We start from the raw sequence: 25633 nt of genomic DNA, 5'->3' as shown, positions 1-25633 counted from the left end.
AGCCAGCGGCGCCAGCGCGACGGGCGGCGCGGTGCGCCCGGCTGCCCTTCGGCGAGATCGGCCGGCACCGGCCGTGCCAGCGCCGCACGAATGCGCGCGGCGTCGAACGGCGGCGCGCGAAATCGCACGCCCGTCGCGTCGTACAGCGCGTTCGCGATCGCGGCGGCGGCCGGCGCGGCCGCCTGCTCGATCCGTTGCGCGTCGCGGGTCGACAACGGCTGCGCGCGATCGGCACCGGCGGCCGCCGGATCGAACGCGACGAGTTCATGCGCGATCGTATCCGGCGGCATGCCGTGGCCGGTCTCGTCATGCGCAGGACGCGCGGACAACCGCGCGCCCATCACGCGCGAGATCGCCGCCTCGATCTGCCACGCGGGCAGACCGGCCATCGACGGCTGCCCCGGTTCGCCCGCGCCCTGCCCCGCCACCACGCGCCGCACCGCGACGTCGCCCGTCGCGCGATCGACGTCGAGATCGACGACCCACGCGGACCAGTGCGGGTCGCTTTCGTGCGCGGCATCGGCTGGCGGCTTCCCGCTGTCGAGCGGCGCGGCGAGCGTGCCGGCGCCGTCGAATGCGAAGCCGCGGCCGCTGACACGCGTATTCGCCCGCGCCTGCGCGTCGGCTGCGGCCGGTTCGCCCCACGCGGCGCGTTCGCTGACCATCCGGATAATCTCGCGCGGCCCCGCATCGCGCGATGCATCGAGATGCTGCAAACGCAGCGCGACCGGATCGCGGCCCAGCGTACCGGCCAGTTCGTCGACGAAGGATTCGCGTGCGAATGCGTGTGCGTGGCCGGGAATCGCGTGATCGGCATCGGCCATTTCGATCGACGTCTGCGCATGCCGGTAGACGAATGGTGACGACGGCGCGGATGCGTCGCCGTCCGTTGCCGCGGGTGGCGCATCCGGCGTCGCGCCGGCTTGCGCGCGATACCGCCACGTCGTCATCCGTCCGTCGGGCGCGGTTCGGGTTTCGACGTTGAACGAGGCCTGCGCGCGCGTGTCGCCGATCGGCCATTCGTAGCGCGCGCGATGCGTGCGTGCCGCATCGCCCCCGCGCTGCGCGGAATCGGCGACGACTTCACCGCGCGGCTCGCCCTGTGTCGTGTCGGGTTCGGGCCGCGCGGTCAGGCTGAGGTCATGCTTCATCGCCGTCGCCCCGCAGATAACGCGCGGCCCGATGCACCGCGCGAATGATCTCCAGATGCGTGCCGCAGCGGCACAGGTTGAAGCGCAGCGCGGCGCGGATCGCCGCATCGTCCGGCGACGGATCGCGGTCGAGCAGCGCCTTCGTGCTCATGATCATCCCGTTCAGGCAATAGCCGCATTGCGCGGCCTGCTCGTCGATGAACGCGCGCTGGATCGGATGCGGCGCAGCGCGCGAGCCGAGCCCTTCGAGCGTCGTCACGTCGCGCCCGTTGGCCGCGGCGGCCGGCACGACGCACGCGCGCGTCGGCTGTCCGTCGACGAGCACGGTGCACGCGCCGCACTGGCCGAACCCGCAGCCGTATTTCGGGCCGTTGAGCGCGCAGTCGTTGCGCAGGACCAGCAGCAGCGGCGCATCGGGCGCGGCATCGTCGAAGGTATGCGGCGCGCCGTTCACGCGAAACGCGAGCGGCCGCGACGAAGGAGCGGGATGGGACATGAATGGATCCGGAAGGCAGCGTGCGCGCCGGGGCCGGGCCGGCGGCAGGCATGGCCGCCGGCTCGCGACGGCCGGTGTCACGCACGCTGCTCACGTATAACACGCCGAAATGCGCGCGTACCGCCGCACGATCCGCGATACGGCCGCGCGCCGCACGGCGCCGGGCTCGCGTGCGTCAGGCGACGGCCGCGACGGTGCTGCGCGACGGCGACTCCAGCGGCACGCCGAACACGTCGTAGCCGAACACCCACGCCGGATCCTCGTTCGTGCGCAGCCACGTGTTGTTGTGCGACACGAGCTGCACCTTCGACGCACGCGCCGCGCGATTCGCTTCGTACAGCGCGAACGCGCCCGCGTAATCGCCGATGCCGACCTCGTCGAGACAGCGCGCGAGCATCGCGGCATCCTCGATCGCCATCGCGGCGCCCTGCGCCATGTGCGGCTTCATCGGATGGCATGCATCGCCGAGCAGCACGAGACGGCCGCGGCTCCACAGCGGCAGCGGATCGCGCTCGAGCAGCGGCCACTTCGTGATCGACGGCGACACGTCGATCAGGTGCTGGATGTCCGCATGAAAACCCGCGAACGCTTCGCGCATTTCGTCGCGGCTGCTGTCGACCATCGACACGCCTTCCGGCCACTCGGCCTGCGGCACGCCGGTCACGTAGTAATACTCGTCGCGCTTCTCGGTCACGTAGTAGACCATCATGTGGCGATCCTCCGACCACCACTTCACGCACATGTCGTACGGCTTGTTGCCGAGCAGCGACGCGGGGAATACCGCGCGATGCGCGACGTAGCCCGTATAGCGCGGCGGCTCCGCGCCGAGCAGGTGCTCGCGAATCCGCGAATTCACGCCGTCCGCGCCGATCACGATGTTGGCCGTCTCGACGCTGCCGTCCGCGAACGTCAGGCGCACCTCGCCGCCGGTGTCCTCCACCGCAGCAAGCCGCTTGCCGAAGCGGATCGTGCCGGGCGTCACCGCCTGCGTCATCAATGCATGGAAATCGCCGCGATGCACGGTCAGGTAGCTCGCGCCGTACGTCTTGCGCGCGTAGTCGCCGAGCGGAATCTGCGACAGCACGTCGGCCGTCCGCCAGTCGCGGCTGTACCAGAAATCCGGATGCGAACCCATCGTCTCCAGCGCGTCCTCGCAGCCGATGCGCCGCATGATCTTCATCACGTTCGGGCCGAGATGAATCCCCGCGCCGAGGCGCGAGAACGCCGGCGCCTGCTCGTACAACGCGACGTCGTAGCCGCCGCGCTGCAGCAGTGCAGCCGCGGCCGTGCCGCCGAGACCGGCGCCGATGATTGCGATACGGGGTTTGCTCATGCGGATCTCCTGATCGTGGGCCCGTCGCCGAACACGGTGCGAGAACGGGCGGATTGAATGGCATTTATGTAGCGTACACACTCAATTTATTCACGACAAGAGGATTGTCGAGCACGGCCGAGATATACGGGAAAACACCAATAAAATCCAGATATCTCGCGCTCACAAACGCTCCGCATCGATCGGCAATCATTTTGATCCATTGCCATTTTCAAATGTACACACTAGACTTTGCTCGAAATCAGGCGACCCCGCATCCGCGTGCCGCCCCACCCTTACCGACACGGAGCCTCCCGTCATGAGCAAGACCTACCGCATCGGCCAGATCGTGCCGAGTTCCAACACGACGATGGAAACCGAGATTCCCGCGATGCTGCGGTTGCGCGAAACGATCCGGCCCGAACGCTTCACGTATCACTCGAGCCGGATGCGGATGAAGAAGGTCGTCAAGGAAGAGCTGGCGGCGATGGATGCCGAATCCGACCGCTGCGCGATGGAGCTGAGCGATGCGCGCGTCGACGTGCTCGGCTATGCGTGCCTCGTCGCGATCATGGCGATGGGCCACGGCTATCACCGCGTGTCGCAGAAGCGTCTGCGCGAGCGCACGCAGGAGAACGGCGGCGACGCCCCCGTCATCACCAGCGCCGGCGCGCTCGTCGACGCACTGAAGGTGATCGGCGCGAAGCGCATCGTGGTGGTCGCGCCGTACATGGTGCCGCTGACCGAGCTGGTGGTCGACTACATCCGCAACGAAGGCTACGACGTGATCGCGTACCGCGCGCTGGAAATTCCGGACAACCTCGACGTCGGCCGTCACGACCCGGCGCGCCTGCCCGACATCGTGAAGACGCTGCCGTACCAGGACGCCGATGCGATCGTGCTGTCCGCCTGCGTACAGATGCCGTCGCTGCCGGCCGTCGCGAAGGTCGAGGCGATGACGGGCAAGCCGGTGATCACGGCCGCGATCGCGACCACCTACGCGATGCTGCGCGAACTCGATCTCGAACCGGTCGTGCCGGGCGCCGGCGCACTGCTGTCCGGCGCGTACTGATTACGGGTTGCCGCCCTTTCGACGGAGCTTTTTCATGTCTTCAACTTTCCTGTACGGCGCGAACGTCCACGCCAACGGCATCCGCCAGCACTACCTGCGCTACGGCGGCGCGTCCGGCGCGCGCGCATCGCGCCCGGCCATCGTGCTGATCCCCGGCATCACGAGCCCCGCGATCACGTGGGGCTTCGTCGGCGAAGTGTTCGGCGCGGCGTTCGACACCTACGTGCTCGACGTGCGCGGCCGCGGGCTGTCCGAGGCGTCGTCGACGCTCGACTACGGTCTCGACGCGCAGGCCGACGACATCGCGGCGCTGGTTGCCGCGCTCGGCCTGCCGCGCACGAGCCTCGTCGGCCATTCGATGGGCGCGCGGATCGCCGCCCGCTCGGCGCGGCGCGCCATCCGCGGGCTCGAATCGGTCGTGCTCGTCGATCCGCCGGTGTCAGGCCCGAACCGCCGCGACTATCCGGGCAAGCTGCCGTGGTACATCGACTCGATGGCGCTCGCGCGCGCCGGCACCGACGCCGAAGGGATGCGCGCGTTCTGCCCGACCTGGACCGATGCCGAGCTGCAACTGCGCGCCGAATGGCTGCACACCTGCGACGAGCGCGCGGTGCGCGCGACGTACGAGAGCTTCCATAGCGACGATTTCCACGCGGACGCCGCGCGGCTGACCGTGCCGTCGCTGCTGATCACGGCCGGGCGCGGCGACGTGGTGCGCGACGACGACGTCGCGGAACTGCAGCGCGCCACGCCGTCGATGCGGCACGTGCGCGTGCCCGACGCGGGCCACATGATTCCGTGGGACAACGCGGCGGGCTTCTACGCCGCGTTCGGCGACTTCCTCGGCGCGCCGCTCGCGGCCTGAGCGCGTCGCCCACTCTTTCCTTCACGCCTTTACCGGAGCCGACGATGCCAGTCAGCGACACCCAACTGATCGACGCGTGGAAGCAGGTGCTCACGCTGTCGCGCCTCGAACCCGGCCAGACCGTCACGATCCTGACGAGCGCGGCCACGCATCCGCAAACGCTGTCGTGCGCGCTGATCGCGACGCAATCGATGGGCGCGATCGTCAACCGCCTCGACCTGCCGCCGGTGAACGGCGAGAAGGCGTTCAGCCGCGACCCGCTCGCGTATCTCGGCACGACGCCGCTGACCGGCAACCGCGCCGCGATCGCCGCGCTGCGCGAGAGCGACCTCGTGCTCGACCTGATGACGCTGCTGTTCTCGCCCGAGCAGCACGACATCCTGAAGTCCGGCACGAAGATCCTGCTCGCGGTCGAGCCGCCCGAAGTGCTGGTGCGGATGGTGCCCACGCTGGCCGACCGCACGCGCGTGCTCGGCGCCGCCAAGAAGATCGCCGCCGCGCGCGAGATGCGCGTGACCTCCGCGGCCGGCACCGCGCTCGCGTGCCCGCTCGGCGACTTTCCGCCGACCGCCGAATACGGCTTCGTCGACGCGCCGGGCCGCTGGGATCACTGGCCGAGCGGCTTCGCGCTGACCTACCCGAACGACCGCACCGCGCGCGGCACGATCGTGATCGATCGCGGCGACATCCTGCTGCCGCAGAAGCACTACGTGAGCGAGCCGATCGCGCTGACCGTCGAAGGCGGCTATGCGACGCGCATCGAAGGCGGCGTCGACGCCGACCTGCTGCGCGACTACATGGAAACCTTCGCCGACCCGGAAGGCTATGCGATCTCGCACATCGGCTGGGGGCTGCAGCCGCGCGCGCGCTGGTCGACGCTCGGCCTGTACGACCGCGAAGCGACGATCGGGATGGATGCGCGCGCATTCGAAGGCAACTTCCTGTTCTCGCTCGGGCCGAACAACGAAGGTGGCGGCAACCGCACCACCACCTGTCACATCGACATTCCGCTGCGCCGCTGCACGGTCGAACTCGACGGCGAGACCGTCGTGCGCGACGGCCGCGTGATCGATCAACCCGCCTGACCGACGAGTACCCGACACCATGACCGATCTTTCCCGTCACGCCGAAGCGGGCGTCTATCGCCAGCAGGGTTTCGGCACGCCGCTGCCGCCGCACGGCAACATCGGACTGCTGATCGTCGACTTCGTGGTCGGCTTCGCCGATCCCGCGACGTTCGGCGGCGGCAACATCGCGCCGGCGATCGCGCGCACGACGAAAGCGCTCGCACTCGCGCGCGAACGCGGCTGGCCCGTCGCGCACAGCCGCATCGTGTACGCGGACGACGGCAGCGACGACAACGTGTTTTCGCTGAAGGTGCCCGGCATGGCGACGCTGACCGAGCATCATCCGAACAGCGCGATCGTGCCCGAGCTCACGCCCGCTGCCGGCGAACTCGTGGTACGCAAGACCGTGCCGTCCGCGTTCTTCGGCACGCAACTGGCGCCGTGGCTCGCGCAGCGCGCGGTGCAGACGCTGCTCGTCGCGGGCGCGGTGACGAGCGGCTGCGTGCGCGCGAGCGTGGTCGACGCGATGTCGCACGGGTTCCGTCCGCTGGTGCTCGCTGATTGCGTCGGCGATCGCGCGATCGCGCCGCACGATGCGAACCTGTTCGACATGCAGCAAAAATATGCGGCCGTGATGCCGCTCGACGATGCGATCGCGGCGATCGACGCCGCGCACGCGCGCTGAGCCAGCGTCACGAGCCGTCGCGAGCCGCCGCGCAACGCGAGCGCCGGCCGCGCCGGTGCGCCCGCGCGCAATTGACGCTGCGGTTTTGGCGGCCTAGATTCGACGCGTGCGCGGCCGGCCGCGCACGCGCGCCGCACCCGCCGCGGCCGTCCGCCGGCCGCGCCCTTCCCGACAGGACTCTTCATCCGTGAATCGCTCCGAACTGCTTGCGCGCGACGGCTGCCTGACCGTGATCCGCCCGCCCGCGCCGCCCGTGAAGCCGGCGCCCGGCCAGCCGGGCAGCCTGTCGTCGTACGTACCGGCGCTGCCCGAAGTGTTCGTCGCGATCCTCGACGACGGACGCATCCTCGCCTTCAACGGACACGTCGACCTCGGCACCGGCATCCGCACGTCGCTCGCGCAGATCGTCGCCGAGGAACTCGACGTGCCGGCCGCGCGCGTCACGATGGTGCTCGGCGACACGGCCGCGACGCCGAACCAGGGCCCGACCATCGCGAGCGCGACAATCCAGATTTCCGCCACACCGCTGCGTTGCGCGGCCGCCCAGGCGCGGCACGCACTGCTGGCGCTGGCCGCCGAGCGCTTCGGCATCGACGCCGCGCAACTCGTCACCGAAGGCGGGACGATCTCGGCTCCCGCCGACGGACGCGCCACGACATTCGCCGCACTCGTCGCCACGCGCCGCATCGCGCTGACGCTCGACCTGAATGCGCGGACGAAGGATCCCGCCCACTACCGGATCGTCGGCAAGTCGTCGCCGCGCGTCGACGTGCCCGCGAAGGCCACCGGCCAGCTCACGTTCGTGCACGACATGCGCGTGCCGGGCATGCTGCACGGCCGCGTCGTACGGCCGCCGTATGCGGGCCACGACAGCGGCGCGTTCGTCGGCACGTCGCTCGTCGACGTCGATCGCGCGTCGGTCGCCGACGTTCCGGGGCTGGTGGCCGTCGTCGCGATCGGCGACTTCGTCGGCGTCGTTGCCGAACGCGAGGAACATGCGATTCGCGCGGCGCGTCAGTTGCGCGTCACATGGCGACCGCACCCCGCGCTGCCGTCGCTCGATGCGCCGGCCGCCGCGATCGCCGCCGCGCCCGCGCAACGTCGCGTCCTGCTCGACGAAGGCAGCGTCGAGGCGGCGCGCACGCAACCCGGCACGATCACGCTGTCGCGCACCTACGCGTGGCCGTTCCAGATGCACGGCTCGATCGGCCCGTCGTGCGCGCTCGCCGACTATCGCGCGCCGGGCGACGGCCGGATCACCGTGTGGTCCGGCACGCAGAACCCGGTGTCGCTGCGCTACGACCTCGCGACGCTCGTGGCGCGCGACGAAGCGGATTTCGACATCGTGCGGATGGAAGCGGCCGGCTGCTACGGCCGCAACGGCGCGGACGACGTATGCGGCGACGCGCTGCTGCTGTCGCGCGCGGTCGGCCGGCCGGTGCGCGTGCAACTGTCGCGTGCGGACGAACATCTGTGGGAACCGAAGGGCGCCGGCCAGCTGATGCAGGTGACGGGCACCGTGACGCGCGACGGCCGCCTGCTCGGCTACGACTTCACGACGCGCTATCCGTCGAACGACGCGCCGCTGCTCGCGACGCTGCTGACCGGCGCGATCGCACCCGAGCCGCGCGTGTTCGAGATGGGCGACCGGACGGCCGTGTCGCCTTATGCAAGCCCGAATCGCCGTTTCGTCTGCGAGGATCTCGCGCCGCTCGTGCGCGCGTCGTGGCTGCGCGGCGTATCGGCGCTACCGAACTCGTTCGCACACGACGCGTTCGTCGACGAATGCGCGGCGCTGGCCGGCATCGATCCGCTCGCGTTCCGCATTCGCCATCTGCAGGACACACGTGCGATCGAACTGCTGCGGGCCGTGGCCGAGCGCGCGGGCTGGACGCCGCGCGCGGGCCGCGACAAGGAACGGGATGGCCGCGATGGCGCGCGCGTCGTGCGCGGCCGCGGCATCGCCTATGCACGCTACGTGCACAGCCGCTTCCCCGGTTTCGGCGCGGCGTGGTCCGCATGGGTCGTCGACCTGAGCGTCGATCGCGTGTCGGGCGAGATCCGGATCGAGCGCGTGACGGTCGGCCAGGACACCGGCACGATGATCAATCCGGACGGCGTGCGCCATCAGATCCACGGCAACGTGATCCAGGTATTGAGCCGTACGCTGAAGGAGCGCGTACGGTTTGCAGACGGCAAGGTCGCGTCGCGCGAATGGGCGAGCTATCCGATCCTGACGTTCGACGAAGTGCCGGACGTCGACGTCGTGCTGATGCCCAGACAAGGCGAGCCGCCGCTCGGCGCGGGCGAATCGGCATCGGTGCCGGGGCCGGCCGCGGTCGCGAATGCGCTGTTCGATGCGACCGGCGTGCGCGTCTACGCGCCGCCGTTCACGCCCGAAACGGTGCGGGCCGCGCTACGCGAGGCCGGCCGGCTTCAAGGCGCCGAAACGCCTGCCGTCGCAGGCGCCGTATAGCACCGTATAACGCCGGGTTGCGTCGATAGCCGGACGGCGCCGTGCATCACGCATCGCCGTCGGCCTCCATCATCTTGCGCAGCAGGTACTGCAGCGCGACGCGCTCGCCCGGATTGAGCGGGCCGTACGTGCGCTCCGTCACCTGCCGCGCGAACGGCACCGTGCGGTCGATCAGCGCGTGGCCCGCCGCCGTCGCGCGCACGATCAGCTTGCGGCCGTCGTTCGGGTCGGGCAGCACTTCGATCAGCGCGCGCGCCTTCAACCGGTCGACCACGCCGCGGATCGTCGCCTGGTCGATCGCGGTCGCCTTGACGATGTCGTTCAGCGAACACGCCTGCTTTTCCTTGACCGCGCACAGCGCGACGAACTGGGCGGCCGTCAGATCCGAATCGGGGATCGCTTCCTGAAAGATCGCAACGTGACGCTGATATGCGCGGCGCAACAAGTGGCCGACCTGGTCGTGAAAGTCGTAGGAATCCTTGGAAGACGCCATGAAAGTGAAAGCCCGCGCGGCACGAATGGGAAAGGTAAGGAGTGTACACCCTCAAATCGACGCAATCGGCGGCGCGCGCGCCGCTTCGTTGCGGTGCATCAGGGTTCGCCGCACCGCTCGCGCACCCTGCGCGAAGATCCGTCGGCGTTGCCGTTCATGCCCGGATGGCAGGTTTTCGGGCTGTCGAATCGCTTGCGCGCATACGCTGCACTTTTGAGCGCATACGCACTAATTCGGCGCAAGCCTTGACGTTTTATACAACTGCTTAAATGCACGCGACGATTCGCTGGAATCCTCGAAAAATTCGCGATTTTCTTCACGCATTAGTCGGCCATGACGCCTCCGTTTTCATGCCTGTGCGATTCCGTATTTTCTAGTGTGTACGCTATGTAATTGGCGTGCTATACAGACTCCAGCGCGCGGCGAGATGCTCGCTCGCGTCGATCGGCCACTCACTCATCCGTCACACTTGAACAGGGGCAGTCCCATGTCTACCGCACACCCGAGCACCGCCGTCTCCGCCGACGACGCGCAGCACGGCATGCTCTACCGCAAAGTCACGCTACGCCTGATCACCCTCTTCTGCCTGTGCTATTTCGCGGCCTATCTCGACCGCATCAACATCGGCCTCGCGAAGCTGCAGATGCTCGATGCGCTGAAGTTCAGCGATACCGTGTACGGGCTCGGCGCCGGCCTGTTCTTCGGCGGCTACATCCTGTTCGAAGTCCCGAGCAACCTGGTGCTGCAGCGCGTCGGCGCGAAGCTGTGGATCGCGCGGATCATGATCACGTGGGGCCTGCTGTCCGGCGCGACGATGTTCGTGCAGACGCCGATGCAGTTCTACATCGTGCGCTTCCTGCTCGGCGCGGCCGAAGCCGGCTTCCTGCCCGGCGTGCTGCTGTACCTGACGCAGTGGTATCCCGACGCGCGCCGCGCGCGGATCGTCGCGCTGTTCATGGTCGGCCTGCCGTTGTCGAGCATGATCGGCAGCCCGATCTCCGGCTGGATCATGCGCGCGTTCGACGGCGCGCACGGGCTCGGCGGCTGGCAGTGGCTGTTCCTGCTCGAGGCGTTGCCGTCGATCCTGCTCGGCTTCGCGGTGCTGCGCTGGCTGCCCAACAGCATCGAGACCGCGCGCTGGCTCGACGACGACGAAAAGCGTGCACTGCGCGACAACCTCGACGCCGATCCGGCCGGCAACAAGAACCATGCACTCGGCCGCGCGTTCTCCGATCCGAAGGTGTGGGCGCTCGGCCTCATCGATCTGTGCGTGCTGCTGGGGCTGTATGCGGTGAGTTTCTGGCTGCCGACGATCCTGCGCGATACCGGCGTGAAGGACGCGTATCACATCGGCTGGCTGATGGCGATCCCGAACGCCGCGGCCGTGCTCGCGACGCTGTATTGCGGCGCCAGCTCCGACCGCGCGCGCGAACGCCGCTGGCATATCGTCGTGCCGTTCCTGGTGTCGGCCGCCGCGCTCGCGCTTGCGGCCGCGTCGTCGCACGGCACGCTCGCGACCGTGCTGCTGTTCTCGCTGATCAACGCGGGCGCCGCCGCCGCGATGCCGGTCGTCTGGGCGCTGCCGTCCACGTTCCTGAAAGGCTCGGCCGCCGCCGGCGGGATCGCGTTCGCGTGCTCGATCGCGAACCTCGGCGGATTCGGCAGCACCTATTTCATCGGCTGGCTGCGCGACACCTTCCATTCGCAAAGTGCGGGGCTGTACGGCTTCGCCGCCTGCATGCTGGTCGGCTGCGCACTCGCGCTCGCGTATCCGGCAAAGCTCGTGAATCGCTGATGTGCCAACGCGCGCGGCGACACCACGTCGTCGCGCGCGATTCTGCCGTTTGCCGCAGATGCGCGCCGTATCGATGCGTACGCAACAACTCCCGAACGCGCAGCGCTACCCGCCGCCTCTCTCGGCAGCCGCACCGGTTTGCGCAACGCACACCGATCGGCGTTTGAAACGCCGTTGCCGCGAACGTCGCGCGCGGACACGCCACCACGCCGCTTTTTTACAAGCGCATGACCGGACGCGCACGATCACGCGCGGCATTTGACAACCCGCCCCGCCACACACGCCGCCACACGGCCGCCCGCGTGCTTCGCGCCATGCAGGCACATCGCTTGCGACATCCTCGCGCCCGCCATCCGGCGGACGGCATTCATCCTTCAACCGGCGCTGCGCACCGCGCAACGCTTCGCGCGGCGACCCGCATCGCAAGCAGGCTCCCCTGAACGAGAGGACGACAATGAAATCCATACGAACGATCGTGGCGCTGTGCTCGGTCATTTCCGTGCTCACCGCATGCGGCGGCGACGGCAACGACGTCGGCACCGAGCTCGGGATCTCGAAGCCGCAGGCACGCTTCATCAACGCCGTGCCGGCCGGCCCGAACCTCGACTACTACCTGAATGCGAAGGTCGACGCATCCGGCGTCGCGTACAAGGGCGTCACGCGCTATCACGACGTCGATTCCGGCACGCAGAACGCCAGCTACGACGTATCGGGCACGACGACGACGATCGCATCGCAATCGTTCAGCGCGGCGAACGGCCACCACTACACCACGATCGCGCTGCCGAGCACCGCGTCGCCGATCTCGGTGATCGACGATCCATACGACAAGGGCCTGCTGTCCGACAAGGCGCGCGTGCGCACCTTCAACGCATCGCCGAACGCACAGAACGTCGACGTATACGTCGTGCCACCGGGCACCGACATCACGACGCAAAGCCCGACGCTGTCCGGCACCGCCTATCAGAACGCGTCGCCCGCATCGGGCCAGGATTCCGTCTACCTGAACGGCGGCAACTACCAGGTGATCGTCACGACCGCCGGCAGCAAGTCGCCGATCCTGACGACCGCGCCGGTGGCGCTCAACAACAACGCCGACTGGTTGCTGGTGACGATTCCGTCCGGCGGCATCGGCGACGTCACGCCGAACGACGTCCACGTGCTGGTCGCGCAAGGCAACGACGCCGACACCTCCGCGCAGGAACTCGGCCCGCAATAAGCGGCGCCGCGCGCCCGACGCCCCGACGCCCGGCGGGGCGTCGCGCCATCCGCCCGTCAGTCGCCCCGCTCGAGGCGGATCACATGCTCGGCGCGCGTGCCGTCGCCGTGCTCGATCTCGACGTCGCCGACATGACTCACGCGCCAGCCGGGCCGCGTCGCGATCCGCGGCAGGTTGCCGGACGGACGGCTCTCGATACCGCCGAGCCCTTCGTCCGGGGTGTCGACCGCATCGTCGAGCGACGCGTTCGAATAGATCACGTTGTCGTGCCATTCGGTCGCGCCGGTGCGCGCTTCCATGCCCTTGCCGTCGACGTCGACCGTGTTGTCCGTCATCGCCATGTTCGCGTTGTCGAGCGTCACGATCCGGCCCGCCGCACGGCGCACCGGATCGCCGCTGTCGACCGCATGCGCACCGACGTCGATCGGCGGCAGGCCGGTCGGCGCTTTCGCCGCGATCGTTTCGGGCGTCTGCGGCCGCTTCGCGACTTCGGCGGCCCGGGCCGCGGCATCCGGCATGCCGCCGGCCGCCGGCGTCTTTACCGGGCTTTGCTCGATCTGTTCCCGCTGCTGTTTCGGGGTTGGGTTCGATTCCGCGTTCTGCATCGCACCTCCTTTCCGGACGGCGTGCGCCGGCGGGATGCACGGCGCCGGTCCGGGAATCGCTACAACGGTCCTTGCAAATCTTTCACGCACGGCGCGGCGCGCACGCGCGTCACCCGGCGCACGTGCCGCGCCCGCACGACCTCATGACGCCCGGCAGGCGGCGGCCGCGCACATGGCGCGCGCCGCCTGCGCCTGACGGTCAGCCGCCGCTCGCGCCAGCCGGTGCGGAAGCCGCATCCGGCATGCTCGCGCCGCCGCCGGTCGTCCCGGTGTCGGCGCCGGCCGCGCCGCTGCCGGGCGTGCCCGACGGCGCGGTGGACGGCGCAGCCGACATGCCGCCCGTGGCGCTCGTGTCGGAGCTCGCACCGGTGCCGGTGTCGTTGTCGCCCTTCTTCTGACAGCCCGCCCCCGCCGCCAGGCCGGCGATCAGGATGCCGGCGAAGACGGCTCGCGATACGTGACGAAAGGAATATCGCTGCATGACACCTCCGCTGATGTCGATGTGGATGGAGCCCGTCGACCCGCAATTCGCGTGCCTCCGGCGGCGGCCGGCCGGCGATCGCGCCCCATTCATTTTTCAAATGACGCCCAACCGAATATTTAATTTCCCATCGTTGTGGCCGCCGCCCATACTCGCGAACAAATCCGAGACATAACGTCCACGGTGGCCGGGCCCGCGCTGCGTGCACACGCTGCCGGTTCGCGCCCCCGCACATGGAAGGAGACAAGGCGTGCAACTGGAAGCTACCCACGGCCCGGGCATCGTGCTCGGCGCGGACGACGCATCGCATCGAACCGATACGGCCACGCGCGACCCCGCGCTGAGCCCGCGGCTGCACAACCCCGACCTCGCGCCGACCCAGGCCGAAGGCCGCACCTGGGGCCGCTACAGCATCTTTGCGCTGTGGACCAACGACGTGCACAACATCGCGAACTATTCGTTCGCCATCGGCCTGTTCGCGCTCGGCCTGTCGGGCTGGCAGATGCTCGCCGCGCTCGCGATCGGCGCGGTGCTCGTCTACAGCTTCATGAATCTCACCGGCTACATGGGCCAGAAGACCGGCGTGCCGTTCCCGGTGATCAGCCGGATGAGCTTCGGCATCTACGGCGCGATGCTGCCCGCGATGATCCGCGCGGTGATCGCGATCGCATGGTTCGGCATCCAGACCTATCTCGCGTCGGTCGTGCTGCGCGTGCTGCTCACCGCGATCTGGCCGGGCCTCGCCGCGTTCGACCAGAACGCGATCTTCGGGCTGTCGTCGCTCGGCTGGATCACGTTCGTCGCGATCTGGCTCGTACAGATCGGCATCCTCACGTACGGGATGGAAATGGTCCGCAAGTACGAAGGGCTCGCCGGCCCGGTGATCCTCGTCACGACGCTGTCGCTCGCCGCATGGATGTATAGCCGCACGGGCGGCCATCTCGCGCTGTCGATCGGCAAGCCGATGACCGGCCTGAAGATGTGGACCGAGGTGTTCGCGGGCGGCTCGCTGTGGCTCGCGATCTACGGCACGCTGGTGCTCAACTTCTGCGATTTCGCACGCTCGTCGCCGAGCGCGAAGACGGTGCGGGTCGGCAACTTCTGGGGCCTGCCGGTCAACATCCTGGTGTTCGCGACGATCAGCTTCGTGCTCGCGGGCGCGCAGTTCAAGCTGAACGGCCACATCATCCACAGCCCGACGGAAATCATCGCGACGGTGCCGAACAAGCTGTTCCTCGTGCTCGGCTGCCTCGCCTTCCTGATCGTGACGGTCGCGGTGAACATCATGGCGAACTTCGTCGCGCCGGCCTTCGTGCTGACGAGCCTCGCGCCGCACCGCCTGTCGTTCCGCCGCGCGGGCCTGATCAGCGCGACGATCGCGGTGCTGATCCTGCCGTGGAACCTGTACAACAGCCCGGTCGTGATCGTCTACTTCCTGTCCGGCCTGGGCGCGCTGCTCGGCCCGCTGTACGGGATCATCACGGTCGACTACTGGCTCGTACGCAAGCAGCGCGTGAACGTGCCGGACCTCTACACCGAAGCGCCGACCGGCGCGTATTTCTACAAGGGCGGCGTGAACCGCAAGGCGCTCGCGGCGCTCGTGCCGTCCGCGCTGATCTCGATCACGCTCGCCGTCGTGCCGGCCTTCAGCGCGCTGACGCCGTTCTCGTGGCTGCTCGGCGCCGCCATCGCGGGCAGCGTGTACTGGCTGACGGCCGATCGCAAACGGCAATACGAGGAGCGCTCGGGCGAACACATCGCGATCCCCTGCGCCCAACACTGATGCACGCACACGGAGTACACCGATGAGAATCCTGGTAGTCAACGTCAACACGACCGAATCGATCACCGACGCCATCGCCGCGCAAGCGCAGGCCGCGGCCTCCCCCGGCACGGAGATCGTCGGGCTGACGCCGCGCTTCGGCGCGGAGTCGGTCGAAGGCAACTTCGAGAGCTACCTCGCGGCGATCGCCGTGATGGAGCGCGTGTTGAGCTACGACGAACCGTATGACGCGGTGATCCAGGCCGGCTATGGCGAGCACGGCCGCGAAGGCTTGCAGGAACTGCTGACGGTGCCCGTCGTCGATATCACCGAAGCAGCCGCGAGCGTCGCGATGCTGCTCGGCCACCGCTACTCCGTCGTCACGACGCTCGACCGCACGGTGCCGCTGATCGAGGATCGCCTGAAGCTCGCCGGGCTTGATGCGCGCTGCGCGTCGGTGCGCGCGAGCGGTCTCGCGGTGCTCGAGCTCGAGGAGAATCCGGCGCGTGCGATCGAATCGATCGTCGGCGAGGCGCAGCGCGCGGTGAAGGACGATCACGCCGAAGTGATCTGCCTCGGCTGCGGCGGCATGGCCGGCCTCGACCGGCAGATCGAGGAATGCACGGGCGTGCCCGTGGTTGACGGCGTGTCGGCCGCGGTCGCGCTCGCCGAATCGCTGGTGCGCCTGAAGCTGAAGACGTCGAAGGTCCGCACGTACGCGCCGCCGCGTCCGAAGCGGATCGTCGGCTGGCCCGGCACCTTCGTCAAATGACGAGCCGCGCGAGCGCGTAGCGACATGCGGGACGCACCAGCACCGGCCAGCCTTCGCTCCGACGCGTGCGACGCCACGGGCGCGCTCGACGTGCTGGACGCGCGGCTGATGCGCATCCTGCTCGTGCTGCTCACCGAGCGCACCGTGTCGCGCGCCGCCGTGCGGCTGAACATGTCGCAGCCCGCGACGAGCGCGGCGCTCAAACGCCTGCGCACGCTGCTCGGCGATCCGCTGCTGGTGCGCAGCCGCTACGGGATGGTGCCGACCGAGTTCGGCGCGCGCCTGATCGAGCCGCTGCGCAACGCGCTGCGCGTGATCGACTTCATCCGCATCCAGCAGCCGACGTTCGACGCGCGCACGTCGGTGCGCACCTACCGGATCGGCTGCCCCGACTACCTGAACGTGCTGTTCGTGCCGAAGCTCGTCGCGCTGTTCCGCGAACGCGCGCCGAACGCGCAGCTCGTGTTCCACCCGCTCGGCGACGGCTTCGACGACGAACGCGCGCTGGCCGACGGCGAACTCGACGTCGTGATCGACAACCGCGCGGCGCGTCTGTCGCGATTCCGCCAGGACGACCTGTTCGACGATCGCGTCGTGTGCCTGATGCGCGCGACGCATCCGCTCGCGCGGCGCGGCGCGATGACGGCGGACGAGTTCGCGCGGGCCGCGCAGCTGTGTCCGACGCCGTCGTGGCTCGAAGCGTCCGGCGCGATCGACCGGCAGCTCGAACGCGTCGGCCTGCAGCGGCGGATCGTCGTCACGCTGCCGCACTTCGAACTTGCCGCGCATGCACTCGTGCGCTCCGACCTGATCCTGACCACCACGTACCGGCTCGCGCGTCACTACGCGAAGCTGCTGCCGCTCGGCGCGGTCGCGCTGCCGGCCGAGCCGCCGGACATCGTCTACCGGATGACGTGGAACGAATCGGGATCGTGCGTCGACGGCGTGCGCTGGTTGCGCGGGCTGATCGCCGAAGCGACGCGCAGCTGGCTCGAAGCCGAGGCCGCGCAACCGGCCGTCGCGGCGGTTGCCGCGCATGCGGATGATGCGCGCACGAGTGCGTCAGCCGCGCCCGCCACCGGCGCTGCCTCTCCCTCTGCGGACCCCGCGCGGCGCACGCGCCGCCGGCAGCCGGTACATTGCGGTGCGGCACGGCGGCCGCGCGTCGCGCGTGCGGCGCGCATTCACCGGATCGCGACGAAGTCGCACTGAGCGCGCGAGCGGCACGCGTCGCACCGGCCGCACGACGTCACGCGTGCCGCGCGATCGCGAGCAGCACCGATAGCGAGAGGATCGACCCGAGCGTCGACAGCAGGATCGTGCGCGACGTCACGTGCGCTTCGCGTCCGTAGAATTCGGCCAGCATGTACGGCCCGGTGCCGGTCGGCAGCGCCGCCAGCACGACGGCGATCTGCGCGAGCACGGGCGGCATCGCGAACACGCGCACGCCGAGCCACCACGCCAGCGCCGGCTGCACGAACAGCTTGACCGCCGTCAGCGCGATGCTGCCGCGCGGCGCGGCGCCGGTCGCGTCGCGCTTTTCCGCGAGAAACAGCCCGAGACTGACGAGCGCGCACGGGCTCGCGGCCGCGCCGAGCAGCTTGAGGAAAGTCTCGACCGGCGCACCGAGCGGCACCTGCGCAGCCGACACGCAGACGCCGGCCAGCGGCGCGACGATCAGCGGATTGCGCAGCAGCGCACCGACTACCTTCCACATCAGCTTGAGCGGCGCGCGATCGCGCTGCAGCCCGATCTCGATCAGCACGATCGCGCCGGCGAACAGCACGCAGGCGACGAGGATGGTCGCGATCGTGGTCGGCGTGAGGCTCTCGGTGCCGAACGCAAGCAGGCACAGCGGAAAGCCGAGATAGCCGGTGTTCGGATACGACGCGGCGATCGCGTCGATGCTCGCATCGGCCAGCCCGCGCCCCGCGAAGAGCCGCCACGCGAGCACGCCGACGAACACGAGCGCGCAGGTCAGCGCGAACGTCGCAACGAATGCCGGCTGATAGAGCTGGTGCCACGACGCGTGCGCCATGATCTGGAACAGCAGCGCCGGCAGCGCGAGCCACACGACGAACCGGTTGAGCTCGGAAGCCGCCGCCGGCCCGAGTACGCCCCGCCGGCGGCACAGGAACCCTGCCGCGATCAGCCCGAACACGGGCAACAGAATCTCGATCGTCGATGACATCTTGAACACGCTGCGTGAAACCGGAACGCGCAAGCTTAACGGCTCCGCGTCGTCGCGTGCAATGGGCAACGCGGCCATTGCCGCGCGGATCACGCGTTGCGCATCGGTTGTGAAAGCAACTTGTATGCAACGACGGCGGCCACGAGCGCGAGCCCGCCGCTCACTGTCAGCGCCGCCGCGAACCCGCTCGCGAACGCCGCGGGCGCCGCTTGCGCGAGCGTGCGCGCGGCCGACGGCGGCACGCGCGCCAGCGCCTGCGCGAGATCGCCGGCCAGCAGGCTCGACATGAACGGCGCATCGACGAACCCGCGCAACCCCGGTGCGGCGGACAGCAGCCGGTCGAGCTGCGCGTGCGTATTCGCGGCCAGCACCGCGCCGAGCACGCCGACGGCCGTCACGATCGCGGAGAAACGGGTCGTCGTGCTGATGCCCGACGCCATGCCCGTGCGATTCGGCGGCACGCAGGCCATGATCGCCTTCTGCGTGTCGCCGTTCATGATGCCGGCGCCGCAGCCCGTCACGAACATGCCGAGCGCGACGAGCCGGTAGTCGCCGCCGGCCGTCAGCGCCGCGGTCGCGAGATTGCCCGCGCCGATCAGCGCGAGCCCGCCGGCCAGCACGCCGCCGGACGACACGCGCGCCGCCAGCATCGCGCCGAGCGACGGCCCGGCGATCATCGCGGCCGCGAACGGCAGCATGCCGAGCCCCGCGTCGATCGCCGACATCCCGAACGCGTTCTGCAGGTACAGCGGCAGGAAGGTCATCATCACCTGCGCGCACGCCGCATAGCCGAACATCGCGAGCACCGCGCCGACGAAGCGCGGCTGGCGGAACAGCGCGAGCTCGATCATCGGCCGCGCCTGCCAGCGCTCCGCGCCGATGAACGCGGCCAGCAGCGCCGCGGCGAGCGCGAGCCGGCCGAGCGTCGCGGCCGCCAGCCAGCCGTGCGACGGCGCGCCGATCAGCGCCGCGATCGCGCACGCAAGTGCCGCGCCGAACAGCAGGCTGCCTGCCGCATCCACGCGTTTCGCGTGCGGATCGCGCGACTCGTCGATCGCCGCCCGCGCGCCGACGGCCAGCAGCGCACACACCGGCAGGTTCAGCAGGAACACCCAGCGCCAGCCGATCCACTGCGTGATCGCGCCGCCGACGAGCGGCGCGACGGCCGTCGCGATCCCCATGCACATTCCCCAGATCGCCCACGCGCGGGCCCGTTCGCGCCCGTCCGGAAAACGGTTCGCGATCACCGCGAGCGCGGCCGTCAGCAACAGCGCCGCGCCCGCCCCCTTCACCGCGCGCGCGGCGATCAGCCAGCCGGCCGACGGCGCGATGCCGCAGCCGAGCGACGCGAGCGCGAACAGCGCGAGCCCCGCGCCGAGCATCCGCTTGCGCCCGAAGCGGTCGGCGAGCCCGCCGGCCGGCAGCAGGCACGCGGCGAACGCGGTCATGTACGCGCTCACGACCCATTCGATGTCGGCGAAGCTCGCATGGAAACTGCGCGCGATGCTCGGCAGCGATACCGCGACGACATTCGTGTCGAGCACGATCAGCGAGCACGTCGCCGACGCGACCGCGAGCGTCGCGGCAGCCGGCAGGCGGGTGCCCGCGCGCGCGGCGGCGGACGCGCCCGTGTGCGGCGCGGGGGACAAATCGGACATCGGCGGCTCCGGACCTTGAAGGAAGAGTCGTATGCTAGGCTCGTCCGGTATTGCCTGTCATTGACACACCAACGCTGTTTAATTGACGAAAATTGCAATCATGAATCCGCTCGAATTCCGCCATGTCCGCGCGTTCCTCGGCGTCGCGCAGCATCTGCATTTCGCGCGCGCGGCCGAGGCGCTCGACATGGCGCCGCCCGCGCTCACGCGGCAGATCCAGGAAGCCGAACGGCTGCTCGGCGTGCGGCTGTTCCATCGGTCGCGCCGCGCGGTCACGCTGAGCGCGGCCGGCGAAGCGTTTCTCGCGGAGGCGAGCGCCGCCTTCGAGCACCTGCAGCGCGGCCGCGAACTCGCCGCGCTGGCCGAGCGCGGCGAACTCGGCCGGATCGAGATCGGTTACGTGTCGTCGGCCGTCTATTCGGGCACGCTGCAGCGCACCGTCGGCGCATTCCGCACCGCGCACCCGCGCATCGAACTGAACCTGCGTGAAGTGCCGATGGACGATGTTGCAAAGCAGCTCGACGCCGGCCGCCTCGATCTCGCGTACGTGCGCCCGCCGTTGCCGCTGCCCGGCGGGCTGCGGATCGTCACGCTGCAGCGCGACGTGTTCGTCGCGGCCGTGCCGGCCGATTCGCGTTATGCGTCGATGACCACCGTGCGCGCCGCCGATCTCGCCGACGCGCGCTTCGCGGTGCCGGAACAGGAACGCGGCACGCTCGAAGTCGCGCGCCGCGGCCGCTTCGCGCCGGTGATCGCCGCGCGGCCGGGCGGCTTGCTCGCGGTGCTCGCGTGCGTGTCGGTGAACGGCTGGGTCGCCGTGATTCCGGATGTGCTCGCCGGCTGCGTATCGTTGCCGGGCGTCGTGTACCGGCCGATCGCGGGCAAGCCGATCATGTCCGAACTCGCGCTCGCGCATCGGCGCTTCGAGAAGGCGCCCGCGGTGCGGGCGTTCCTGCGCGCGATGCCGGCCGCCGTGTGAGCGTGGCGCACCACACCACGCCCTATCCATAAGCGAATAAGCATTTCGCGATTCGATGTTTGCCCGCGCAAAACCGATTCCGTAATCTGCCCGGCAGCCGCGCGGCCCGCGCGCGGATCTCCGAGGACCTGCCGCCGATGACTTCGCCCCCCGCCCCGGCCCGCCGCCGCGCACTGCTGCGCGTGGCCGCGCTGGCCGCCGCGCCGCTTGCGGGCGCCGCCGCACTGTCCACCGCCGCCCGCGCGGCCGGCGCCGACCTGTCGAACGTCACGCTGGTGCTCGGCGACCAGGCCGGCGGCCTGCGCGCGCTGGCCGAAGCCGCGCGCGTGCTCGACGGCGCGCCGTACCGGTTTCGCTGGGCAAATTTCCAGGGCGCCGCGCCGCTGTTCGAAGCGCAGCGCGCGGGCGCGATCGATCTCGCACCGGCCGGCGACCTGCCCGTGCTGACGGCCGCGCTCGGCGATCCGGCGCTGCGGATCGTCGCGACGCGCGTCGGCTCGCCGGCGTCGCTCGGCATCGTCGTCCAGCCCGATTCGCCGGTCCGTACGGTCGCGGACCTGAAGGGGCGCACCGTCGTCGTATCGTCGGCGCGCGGCAGCATCTCGCAATACCAGCTCTACGGCGCATTGCGCGAACACGGCCTCGCGCCGGGCGACGTCGACGTGCGCTTCGTGCTGCCGGTCGATGCGTTCGCCGCGTTCGAGGCGAAGCAGATCGGCATCTGGGCGACCTTCGATCCGTATTACGGACACGTGGTGCGGCGCGGCGCGCGCATCGTGCGCGACGGCAGCGGGATCAATTCGGGGCTTGCGTTCCTCACGTCGCCGGTCGACACGCTCGACGATCGAGCGAAGCGCGCGGCGCTGTCGGACGTGCTCGCGCGGCTCGCCCGCGCCGGCCAGTGGGCGCTCGCCCACCCAGCCGATTACGCGAGCGTCTATGCGTCGCTCACGCGCCTGCCCCGCGATGCGGCGTCCGACATCGCACGCCGTGCGGCGCTCGCGCAACGCGCGCTCACCGGTGCGGACATCGACGTGCTGCAGCGCGTCGCCGATCGCGCGGCGGCCGATGCGATCCTGCCGAAACGCGTCGACGTCGCGTCGATCGCGGTACGCAACCTGTCGGCCGCGTAACGCGGCAGGCACCCTAAGCGCTGCCGCGCTTATCGCGGCTTCGACATGTCCAGATCCGGCACGTCGTCGCCGAACGTCGATGCGACCAGCGTGCGCATCGCGGCGACCAGCAGCGTCGGCCCCGACTGATTGAACGTGCAGCGCTCGCCGGCCGCCGACACCGCGCGATGCAGCACCGCGCGCCACGCGCCGTGGCCGCCGTCGCGTTCGAACGCAGCGAACGGCAGCCGCTCGACGAGCGGGCCGCCATCCGCCCACGCCGACGACGGCGCATACGGCACCGGCGCACCGCCCGGCTCGCGAACGACCGTGCATCCCGCGGCGTCGACGCGCGGCGCGCCGAGCGCTTCCACCATCGCCACCCAGAAATCGAGCGGCGGGCCGGTCAGGTCGTGGACTTGCATGGCTGTCTCCGTGGCCGTCGCATGAACGACAGGCGCGCTGTTCGTTGCCCGCGCAGCCGCATCGGCTGCATTCGATCGCGACGGGTTTCGTCACCCGCCGCCACGCGATAAGCATAGTTCAAATCGTTGCTTGTCCGCCGCCGGACGCGTCATCGAGAATGATTCGACGTACCGGGCCCCGGCCCGCGTTTCCCAACGTTCTCCCGACCGATCGATTCATGCTTCCACTGCGCCTGCTGCGATCGCTGCTGATCGCGTCCCTCGTTGCGCTGCCGGCCGCCGCCGCGCACGCCGACAAGCCCACTACCATCCGCATCGGCGTCGCCCAGCAGGGCGCCGGCGATCCGCCGACCTTCGGCGGGTCGAGCGGGGCCACCGTACAGCTCCAGCAGCTCGTCGAAAAGGAATTCGCGGCCGACGGCATCAAGGTGCAGTGGCTGTTCTTCAAGGGCGCGGGCCCGGCCGTCAACGAAGCGATCGCCAACAAGGCGCTCGACTTCGCGTACCAGGGCGACCTGCCGGCCGTGCTCGCGCGCGCGAACGGGATCAAGACGCACCTGCTGCTCGCCGCGAGCGTGCGCTCGGGCATCAAGATCGCCGTGCCGCCCGACTCCGACATCCGCTCGATCACGGACCTGAAAGGCCGTCGCGTATCGATCTTCCGCGGCACCAACCTGCAGCTCGTCGCCGACAACGCGCTCGCGAAGAACGGCCTGAGCGAGCGCGACCTGCGCGTGATCAATCTGGACTCCGCGAGTGCGCTCGCCGCGCTCGCCTCGAAGGGCATCGATGCATCGGTGGGCGACTATCAGCTGTACAAGCTGCGCGACGCGGGGCTCGCGAAGATCATCTACGAATCGCAGAACGACGGCCCGCAGTTCACGCGCCAGACCCACCTGCTCGTGCTCGACGATTTCGAGCGCGCGCATCCCGACATCGTGCAGCGCGTGGTCGACGCGTTCGTGAAGGGCGCGCAATGGTCGTCCGACGAGGCGAACCGCGATGCGCTGTTCAAGCTGTGGGCGAAGAGCGGCGTGCCGTATGCATCGTGGCAGGCCGACTATGCGAACCAGCGCTTGAAGGACCGGCTGTCGCCGCTGATCGATCCGTTCGTGATCGCGCGCTACAAGGCCGTCGCGCAGGATGCGCTGAAGCTGAAGCTGATCCGCCAGCCGGTCGACATCGACGGCTGGTTCGAGCCGAAGTATCTCGACAACGCGTTGCGCGCGCAGAAGCTCGAACACTACTGGCCGCGTTACGACGCGACCGGCAAGCCCCTCTCCTGACCGGACCCGCCCCGATGAGCGACACCGCGATCCCGATTTCGTCGTCCGACCCGCATGCGCTCGCCGCGCGGCCGTCCCGCGCCGCGGCCGCGAAACGCGTCGCGTGGCTGCTCGCGCCGTGGGCGCTGCCCGCGCTGCTGTTCGCACTGTGGACCGTCGGCAGCGCGCGCGGCTGGATCGCACCGCAGATCCTGCCGCCGCCCGAACAGGTGGCCGACTCGCTCTCCGAACTCGCGGCAAGCGGCGATCTCGCGCGCAATACGCTGATCAGCCTGCAGCGCGTGCTGGTCGGCTTCGCGATCGGCGCGCTGCTCGGCTTCGCCACCGGCGCGGCGCTCGGCCTGTCGCGCACGCTCGAAGCGTACGTGCTGCCGAGCTTCAACGCGCTCGTGCAGATTCCCGTGCTCGGCTGGCTGCCGTTCCTGCTGCTGCTCGTCGGCGTCGGCGAACCGCTGAAGTACCTGCTGATCGCGCACGCGGCGCTGGTCCCCGTCACGTTGAGCACGCTGCAGGGCTTCCGCCAGACGCCGCCCGCGCTCGACGAAGTCGCGCGCATCTTCGGCTACACGCGGCGCCAGCGCATTCTCCATATCGTGCTGCCCGCCGCGATCCCGACGCTCGCGACCGGCGTGCGGCTCGCGTTCACGAAATCGTGGCTCGCGCTCGTCGTGGTCGAACTCGTCGCGTCGTCGGAAGGGCTCGGCTACCTGATCGTGTACGGGCGCCAGCTGTTCCAGCTCGATCTCGTAATGGCCGCGGTGATCGTGGTCGGCGCGGTCGGCTTCGCGATCAACCGGCTGCTCGATGCGCTCGAAGCCCGGCTGCGCCGCGGCGTGCCGTCCGCGTTTCGCGGTTGAACCCGATTCAAGGAGCCTTTTCGTGCCGCCTTCCGCCCCGTCCACGCCGAACGCCGCGCCGGCCGCCGCCGCGCCCGCACTCACCCGCCGCCTGTCCGCACCCGACTGGCGCGGCTTCGTTCTGCCCCTCGCCGCGCTCGCGATCTGGTGGGCGATCTCCGTCGCGCATCTCGTCAAAAGCGGGCTGCTGGTCGGCCCGGCCGACGTGCTGCACACCGCGTGGACGCAGACGACCAGCGGCGCGCTCGCGCGTGCGCTGTCGGCATCGCTCGCGCGCGAAGCGTGCGGCTTCGCGATCGGCGCGACGGGCGGCCTGCTGCTCGGCACCGCGCTCGGGCTGTCGCGCATCGCGGCGCGCATCGTCGGCCCGAGCTTCGACACGTTCAAGCAGATCTCGCTGTTCGCGTGGATTCCGCTGATTTCCGTGTGGTTCGGCCTCGGCGACGTCGCCAAGGTCGTGTTCCTGTCGCTCGCCGCGCTGCTGCCGGTAGCGGCCCACACGTGCGACGGCATTCACGCGGTGCCGCGTACCTATGTCGACGTCGCACGCGCGCTGCGCTACTCGCGGCTTCAGCTCGTGCGCTACGTGATCCTGCCCGCCGCGCTGCCGTCGATCTTCACCGGGCTGTATCTCGGTCTCATCTATTCGTGGCTCGCGACGCTCGGCGCCGAATACCTGCTCGTCGCGGGCAGCGGGATCGGCAACACGCTGATCGACGGCAGCGAGCAGTTCCGGATGGACCTCGTGCTGTTCGGGATCATCGTCGTCGGCGTGACCGGCTGGGCGCTGAACGCGGTCGCGCGCGCGATCGAGCGCAAGGCGCTGGCCCGTCGCGGCGACCTGCAACGGTAATCGCCATCTTCCTTCCTGCCG

At 69.7% G+C, this 25633-nt stretch carries 23 protein-coding genes and 1 pseudogene; 15 read left to right on the top strand and 9 right to left on the bottom strand.

Annotation, left to right across the window (positions count from 1 at the left end; translation table 11 throughout):
• The 3 genes and pseudogenes from BME24068_RS33690 to BME24068_RS33680 form a co-directional block, all read right to left on the bottom strand.
• Positions 1-1151: pseudogene (locus BME24068_RS33690) on the bottom strand (cytochrome C); the annotation flags it as partial.
• On the bottom strand, positions 1141-1647 hold the full coding sequence (locus tag BME24068_RS33685; RefSeq protein WP_096503793.1) for a (2Fe-2S)-binding protein: 507 nt from the start codon (positions 1645-1647) through the stop codon (positions 1141-1143). The gene BME24068_RS33685 and the pseudogene BME24068_RS33690, both read right to left, overlap by 11 nt.
• Positions 1648-1822: 175 nt before the next feature.
• Entirely contained in the window at positions 1823-2980 is a 1158-nt protein-coding gene (locus BME24068_RS33680; RefSeq protein WP_096503796.1) for an FAD-dependent monooxygenase, read from the bottom strand.
• A 298-nt stretch (positions 2981-3278) separates the two neighbouring features.
• Between BME24068_RS33680 and BME24068_RS33675 the strand changes: the two genes are divergently transcribed.
• The 5 genes from BME24068_RS33675 to BME24068_RS33655 all read left to right on the top strand — a co-directional run bounded on the left by BME24068_RS33675 (position 3279) and on the right by BME24068_RS33655 (position 9124).
• Positions 3279-4031: a maleate cis-trans isomerase family protein gene (locus tag BME24068_RS33675; RefSeq protein WP_096503798.1), complete on the top strand. Its 753-nt coding sequence runs from the start codon at positions 3279-3281 to the stop codon at positions 4029-4031.
• A gap of 34 nt (positions 4032-4065) precedes the next feature.
• A complete protein-coding gene (locus BME24068_RS33670) occupies positions 4066-4896 on the top strand; it encodes an alpha/beta fold hydrolase (RefSeq protein WP_174928684.1) in 831 nt (276 codons plus the stop codon).
• A gap of 44 nt (positions 4897-4940) precedes the next feature.
• Positions 4941-5981 (top strand): 2,5-dihydroxypyridine 5,6-dioxygenase NicX family protein, encoded by a 1041-nt coding sequence (locus BME24068_RS33665; RefSeq protein ID WP_096503802.1) that lies wholly within the window; start codon positions 4941-4943, stop codon positions 5979-5981.
• Positions 5982-6000: 19 nt separating this feature from the next.
• Positions 6001-6648, top strand: coding sequence for an isochorismatase family protein (locus tag BME24068_RS33660; protein ID WP_174928683.1), 648 nt, complete (start codon positions 6001-6003; stop codon positions 6646-6648).
• 187 nt (positions 6649-6835) lie between these two features.
• Positions 6836-9124, top strand: coding sequence for a xanthine dehydrogenase family protein molybdopterin-binding subunit (locus BME24068_RS33655; RefSeq protein ID WP_174928682.1), 2289 nt, complete (start codon positions 6836-6838; stop codon positions 9122-9124).
• A gap of 46 nt (positions 9125-9170) precedes the next feature.
• On the opposite strand, the gene BME24068_RS33650 is transcribed toward BME24068_RS33655, so the two are convergent.
• Positions 9171-9617, bottom strand: coding sequence for a MarR family winged helix-turn-helix transcriptional regulator (locus BME24068_RS33650; RefSeq protein ID WP_096503808.1), 447 nt, complete (start codon positions 9615-9617; stop codon positions 9171-9173).
• A 487-nt stretch (positions 9618-10104) separates the two neighbouring features.
• On the opposite strand from BME24068_RS33650, the gene BME24068_RS33645 reads away from it, so the two are divergent.
• Positions 10105-11412, top strand: a complete 1308-nt coding sequence (locus BME24068_RS33645) for an MFS transporter (RefSeq protein ID WP_174928681.1) — start codon at positions 10105-10107, stop codon at positions 11410-11412.
• 454 nt (positions 11413-11866) lie between these two features.
• The gene (locus BME24068_RS33640) at positions 11867-12631 is read left to right on the top strand and encodes a DUF4397 domain-containing protein (protein ID WP_174928680.1); all 765 of its coding nucleotides are present in this window, start codon (positions 11867-11869) and stop codon (positions 12629-12631) included.
• A 56-nt stretch (positions 12632-12687) separates the two neighbouring features.
• Here the strand turns inward: BME24068_RS33640 and BME24068_RS33635 are convergent, their stop codons facing one another.
• Together BME24068_RS33635 and BME24068_RS33630 are read right to left on the bottom strand one after the other, a co-directional pair.
• Positions 12688-13236 carry a DUF3005 domain-containing protein gene (locus BME24068_RS33635; protein WP_096503812.1) on the bottom strand — a complete coding sequence of 183 codons (549 nt, stop codon included), beginning with the start codon at positions 13234-13236 and terminating at the stop codon, positions 12688-12690.
• 199 nt (positions 13237-13435) lie between these two features.
• Positions 13436-13717 (bottom strand): hypothetical protein, encoded by a 282-nt coding sequence (locus BME24068_RS33630; RefSeq protein WP_174928679.1) that lies wholly within the window; start codon positions 13715-13717, stop codon positions 13436-13438.
• A gap of 250 nt (positions 13718-13967) precedes the next feature.
• On the opposite strand from BME24068_RS33630, the gene BME24068_RS33625 reads away from it, so the two are divergent.
• Genes BME24068_RS33625 through BME24068_RS33615 form a run of 3 tightly spaced genes read left to right on the top strand, consistent with a single transcriptional unit; the run spans position 13968 to position 17463 of the window.
• Positions 13968-15500: an NCS1 family nucleobase:cation symporter-1 gene (locus BME24068_RS33625; RefSeq protein WP_174928678.1), complete on the top strand. Its 1533-nt coding sequence runs from the start codon at positions 13968-13970 to the stop codon at positions 15498-15500.
• Positions 15501-15522: 22 nt separating this feature from the next.
• Positions 15523-16251, top strand: a complete 729-nt coding sequence (locus tag BME24068_RS33620) for an aspartate/glutamate racemase family protein (protein WP_098552438.1) — start codon at positions 15523-15525, stop codon at positions 16249-16251.
• Positions 16252-16275: 24 nt separating this feature from the next.
• Complete coding sequence (locus tag BME24068_RS33615; protein ID WP_174928677.1) at positions 16276-17463, top strand: LysR family transcriptional regulator; 1188 nt, start codon at positions 16276-16278, stop codon at positions 17461-17463.
• 37 nt (positions 17464-17500) lie between these two features.
• Here BME24068_RS33615 and BME24068_RS33610 read toward each other — a convergent pair whose 3' ends face one another.
• The gene (locus BME24068_RS33610) at positions 17501-18442 is read right to left on the bottom strand and encodes an AEC family transporter (RefSeq protein WP_174928685.1); all 942 of its coding nucleotides are present in this window, start codon (positions 18440-18442) and stop codon (positions 17501-17503) included.
• 89 nt (positions 18443-18531) lie between these two features.
• Positions 18532-20100: an MFS transporter gene (locus BME24068_RS33605; protein WP_174928676.1), complete on the bottom strand. Its 1569-nt coding sequence runs from the start codon at positions 20098-20100 to the stop codon at positions 18532-18534.
• 100 nt (positions 20101-20200) lie between these two features.
• Between BME24068_RS33605 and BME24068_RS33600 the strand changes: the two genes are divergently transcribed.
• Positions 20201-21079, top strand: a complete 879-nt coding sequence (locus BME24068_RS33600) for a LysR family transcriptional regulator (RefSeq protein WP_174928675.1) — start codon at positions 20201-20203, stop codon at positions 21077-21079.
• Between the two features lie 137 nt (positions 21080-21216).
• Positions 21217-22212: an ABC transporter substrate-binding protein gene (locus BME24068_RS33595; protein ID WP_174928674.1), complete on the top strand. Its 996-nt coding sequence runs from the start codon at positions 21217-21219 to the stop codon at positions 22210-22212.
• Positions 22213-22241: 29 nt separating this feature from the next.
• On the opposite strand, the gene BME24068_RS33590 is transcribed toward BME24068_RS33595, so the two are convergent.
• Positions 22242-22616, bottom strand: a complete 375-nt coding sequence (locus BME24068_RS33590) for a phage protein NinX family protein (RefSeq protein WP_174928673.1) — start codon at positions 22614-22616, stop codon at positions 22242-22244.
• Between the two features lie 218 nt (positions 22617-22834).
• On the opposite strand from BME24068_RS33590, the gene BME24068_RS33585 reads away from it, so the two are divergent.
• From BME24068_RS33585 to BME24068_RS33575, 3 genes are read left to right on the top strand one after another with little or no spacing between them, the layout of a single operon-like run.
• Positions 22835-23902 (top strand): ABC transporter substrate-binding protein, encoded by a 1068-nt coding sequence (locus BME24068_RS33585; RefSeq protein ID WP_174928672.1) that lies wholly within the window; start codon positions 22835-22837, stop codon positions 23900-23902.
• A gap of 14 nt (positions 23903-23916) precedes the next feature.
• Positions 23917-24759 (top strand): ABC transporter permease, encoded by an 843-nt coding sequence (locus tag BME24068_RS33580; RefSeq protein ID WP_174928671.1) that lies wholly within the window; start codon positions 23917-23919, stop codon positions 24757-24759.
• Positions 24760-24781: 22 nt separating this feature from the next.
• Positions 24782-25612, top strand: a complete 831-nt coding sequence (locus BME24068_RS33575; protein ID WP_174928670.1) for an ABC transporter permease — start codon at positions 24782-24784, stop codon at positions 25610-25612.
• Positions 25613-25633: the final 21 nt, after the last annotated feature.

The sequence above is a fragment of the Burkholderia anthina genome (genome assembly GCF_902498995.1).
GTDB classification, from domain to species: domain Bacteria; phylum Pseudomonadota; class Gammaproteobacteria; order Burkholderiales; family Burkholderiaceae; genus Burkholderia; species Burkholderia anthina.
This window is presented reverse-complemented; position numbering and strand designations above follow the sequence as displayed.

What these genes read in the sequence shown, in the direction of transcription:
- BME24068_RS33685 (WP_096503793.1), bottom strand. Translation starts at nt 1,647, where the DNA reads ATGTCCCATCCCGCTCCTTCGTCGCGGCCGCTCGCGTTTCGCGTGAAC.
- BME24068_RS33680 (WP_096503796.1), bottom strand. Translation starts at nt 2,980, where the DNA reads ATGAGCAAACCCCGTATCGCAATCATCGGCGCCGGTCTCGGCGGCACG.
- BME24068_RS33675 (WP_096503798.1), top strand. Translation starts at nt 3,279, where the DNA reads ATGAGCAAGACCTACCGCATCGGCCAGATCGTGCCGAGTTCCAACACG.
- BME24068_RS33670 (WP_174928684.1), top strand. Translation starts at nt 4,066, where the DNA reads ATGTCTTCAACTTTCCTGTACGGCGCGAACGTCCACGCCAACGGCATC.
- BME24068_RS33665 (WP_096503802.1), top strand. Translation starts at nt 4,941, where the DNA reads ATGCCAGTCAGCGACACCCAACTGATCGACGCGTGGAAGCAGGTGCTC.
- BME24068_RS33660 (WP_174928683.1), top strand. Translation starts at nt 6,001, where the DNA reads ATGACCGATCTTTCCCGTCACGCCGAAGCGGGCGTCTATCGCCAGCAG.
- BME24068_RS33650 (WP_096503808.1), bottom strand. Translation starts at nt 9,617, where the DNA reads ATGGCGTCTTCCAAGGATTCCTACGACTTTCACGACCAGGTCGGCCAC.
- BME24068_RS33645 (WP_174928681.1), top strand. Translation starts at nt 10,105, where the DNA reads ATGTCTACCGCACACCCGAGCACCGCCGTCTCCGCCGACGACGCGCAG.
- BME24068_RS33640 (WP_174928680.1), top strand. Translation starts at nt 11,867, where the DNA reads ATGAAATCCATACGAACGATCGTGGCGCTGTGCTCGGTCATTTCCGTG.
- BME24068_RS33635 (WP_096503812.1), bottom strand. Translation starts at nt 13,236, where the DNA reads ATGCAGAACGCGGAATCGAACCCAACCCCGAAACAGCAGCGGGAACAG.
- BME24068_RS33630 (WP_174928679.1), bottom strand. Translation starts at nt 13,717, where the DNA reads ATGCAGCGATATTCCTTTCGTCACGTATCGCGAGCCGTCTTCGCCGGC.
- BME24068_RS33620 (WP_098552438.1), top strand. Translation starts at nt 15,523, where the DNA reads ATGAGAATCCTGGTAGTCAACGTCAACACGACCGAATCGATCACCGAC.
- BME24068_RS33615 (WP_174928677.1), top strand. Translation starts at nt 16,276, where the DNA reads ATGCGGGACGCACCAGCACCGGCCAGCCTTCGCTCCGACGCGTGCGAC.
- BME24068_RS33610 (WP_174928685.1), bottom strand. Translation starts at nt 18,442, where the DNA reads ATGTCATCGACGATCGAGATTCTGTTGCCCGTGTTCGGGCTGATCGCG.
- BME24068_RS33605 (WP_174928676.1), bottom strand. Translation starts at nt 20,100, where the DNA reads ATGTCCGATTTGTCCCCCGCGCCGCACACGGGCGCGTCCGCCGCCGCG.
- BME24068_RS33600 (WP_174928675.1), top strand. Translation starts at nt 20,201, where the DNA reads ATGAATCCGCTCGAATTCCGCCATGTCCGCGCGTTCCTCGGCGTCGCG.
- BME24068_RS33595 (WP_174928674.1), top strand. Translation starts at nt 21,217, where the DNA reads ATGACTTCGCCCCCCGCCCCGGCCCGCCGCCGCGCACTGCTGCGCGTG.
- BME24068_RS33590 (WP_174928673.1), bottom strand. Translation starts at nt 22,616, where the DNA reads ATGCAAGTCCACGACCTGACCGGCCCGCCGCTCGATTTCTGGGTGGCG.
- BME24068_RS33585 (WP_174928672.1), top strand. Translation starts at nt 22,835, where the DNA reads ATGCTTCCACTGCGCCTGCTGCGATCGCTGCTGATCGCGTCCCTCGTT.
- BME24068_RS33580 (WP_174928671.1), top strand. Translation starts at nt 23,917, where the DNA reads ATGAGCGACACCGCGATCCCGATTTCGTCGTCCGACCCGCATGCGCTC.